This window comes from Pseudomonas sp. XP1, from assembly GCF_053557675.1.
Map to the genome: position 1 here is coordinate 38167 of NZ_JBNRIJ010000002.1, position 2622 is coordinate 40788.

Genomic DNA, 2622 nt, shown 5'->3' on the forward strand with positions numbered 1-2622 from the left:
CTGTTGGGCAATTGCGACAGGTCGGTCTTGGCCATCAGGTAGGCAGCGCCCAGAGAGAAGTTCTTGTCGATTTCATACCCGACCTTGAACTTGTGCCCGCGCGAACCGGTAAAGCCGTTGCCAAAGTCAGAGTCGGTGAACAGGCTGACCACGGCGTTACGCTGCACATCGCGGTAGTTGTAGTCCAGGCTCCAGGCGCCGACCTTGGTTTTCAGGCCCGCCAACCAGGCCTGGTCTTCCCCATCGGTGCTTTCGGTGTTTTTCACATACTGGCCGTAAGCAGAGAGCGGGATGGCAAAGCCGGTGAAGTCCAGCTGGCCGAAGCCTTCCACGAGGTTGAACTCGTTGGTGGTGTTGCCGAACGACTGCAGGATGGTGGCTTCCTTGTCGTTGTCGTAGCCATAGATACTGGCACCTACGGTCAGCTTGAGCACATCGGCCGGGGCGAATTTGGCGCCCAACTGGCCGTGATAGACCTGTGCGTCATGCTTGTATTGCACGCCGTCGCCATCGACGTTGTCCTTGAGGGTGTACTGACCGGCGCTGGCGAACACCTCGGCCCCGCCCAGGTCGGTCTTGTAGGTGGCTGCCACGCCTTCCGGGTTGATGTCGCTATCCCAGATGATGTCGCCCATGCTCACCCATGGCTGCGCCATCTTGCCGCCGATCAGGTGCAGGTTGGGAACTGCAGTCGGGTGCCAGTCGAGGTAGGCCTGGTCGACCCACAGCGACTTCTTGTCGAAGTAGTTGTCGAAGCTCTGGTTGGTCGAACGGCGGTCGGCACTGCTGCCGGTGGCGATACGGATGCCCGCGTCTACCTGCGGGTTGATTTCGCTGTAGAAGCCGACACGGGCGCGCACGCGCTGGCGGTCCTGGTTGCCGCTGCTGCTGTTAGGGTCGTCGACGTTGACGTCTTCGTAACGCAGGCGCACATCGCCCTTGACCTGGGTCTTGGCGGCCCATGCCACTTTCTGTTCAAAGGAGCTCATCCGTTCGGATTGCGCTTTCTGAGCGGCCTTTTCCTTGGTTTCTTGAGCCAGGTCCGCCTGCAGTTCGTTGTACTGCGCCTGGTTGATCGAGCCGTTGGCGCGGAGCATTTCGAGCAGCTTGGCGTCGACAGCTGCACTGGCCGGAGTACTCAGAGCCAGCATCATGCCGGTGAGGCTCACTCCGGTAAGTGTAGAAACAAGACGCATAAGGTTCTCCCTGTTGAATGAGATGGGGGAGGCTCAAGCGCCCGCCCCTGTGTTGGCATGTCTTCGGAAAGGGCCTGAATAGACAGGTTCTGGGGTTCCGGAAAACAGGCGCAAGTATTGCGGGGGCGAATGACAGATTAATGTCGAATTAGTGGCACTGCGGTTAAGTAATTGAGAATGAAAGGATCTGTGCCGGCTATCGTGATTTGAGTGGCGGGCCTTCCTTGGGGATACTGGGTACCTTGAAACAGCGAGCCAAAACCGTGACCAGCCTGTACAGCCTTGCCCATTTGCGTGATCTACCGGCGGCCACCTGGGATGCCCTGGTGCCGGCCGGCCAGCCGTTCCTGCGCCATGCGTTCCTCAGCGCCATGGAGGACAGCGGCAGCGTTGCGCGCAACACCGGCTGGGCCGCCGAGCACCTGGTGCTGGAGCGTGACGGGCAGGTACGGGCGCTGCTGCCGGCGTACCGCAAATGGCACTCGTTCGGTGAGTACGTGTTCGACCATGGCTGGGCCGATGCCTGCGAGCGGGCCGGCATTGCCTACTATCCCAAGCTGCTCGGTGCCGTACCGTTCAGCCCGGTCAGCGGCCCGCGCCTGCTTGCCGCCGACACAGCCGATGGCTTGCTGATGCTGCAGGCCTTGCCGGAGTACCTGGGCAAGGGCGGGCTGTCTGGCGCGCATATCAATTTCACCGAGCCGGCGCTGGACGAACAGCTGGCCGGCCAGCCGGGCTGGATGGAGCGCCTGGGTTGCCAGTTTCATTGGCGCAACAACGGCTACCGCGACTTCCAGGATTTTCTCGACAGCCTGAGTTCGCGCAAGCGCAAGCAGATGCGCAAGGAGCGTGAACAGGTGGCCGGGCACGGTATTGAATTCCGCTGGTACCGTGGGGGTGAACTGGATGAGGCGCAGTGGGATTTCGTCTACCGCTGCTACGCCAATACCTACGCGGTGCGCCGCCGAGCGCCCTACCTGACGCGCGAGTTCTTCAGCCTGCTGGCCGAGCGCATGCCCGAGGCCTTGCGCGTGGTGATGGCGCGGCAGGGGGGCCGTGATGTGGCCATGGCCCTTAGCCTGGTGGGGGGCGACAGCCTGTTTGGCCGCTACTGGGGGTGCCTGGATGAATTCGACCGGCTGCATTTCGAAACCTGTTTCTATCAGGGCATGGACTTTGCCATTGCCGAAGGGCTGCAGCGTTTCGATGCAGGGGCGCAGGGGGAGCACAAGCTGATTCGTGGGTTCGAGCCAGTACTGACGCGGTCGTGGCACTACCTGCTGCACCCGGGGTTGCGGCGGGCGGTGGAGGATTTTCTGGTGCAGGAGCGGGAAGGGGTGCGGGCCTATGCCGAGGAGGCCCGGGGGATGTTGCCCTATCGCCGGGACTGATCCATTCATATTGCCTGTGCCGGCCCTTTCGCGGG

2 protein-coding genes are annotated in these 2622 nt (G+C 62.0%); one reads left to right on the forward strand and one right to left on the reverse strand.

Features of this window, described 5'->3' with window-relative positions; translation table 11 throughout:
• On the reverse strand, positions 1 to 1196 hold a 1196-nt coding region (locus ACK1U9_RS02465), incomplete at its 3' end, for a putative porin (RefSeq protein ID WP_449109685.1).
• 263 nt (positions 1197 to 1459) lie between these two features.
• On the opposite strand from ACK1U9_RS02465, the gene ACK1U9_RS02470 reads away from it, so the two are divergent.
• Entirely contained in the window at positions 1460 to 2587 is a 1128-nt protein-coding gene (locus ACK1U9_RS02470; protein WP_085602125.1) for a GNAT family N-acetyltransferase, read from the forward strand.
• Positions 2588 to 2622 lie beyond the last annotated feature (35 nt).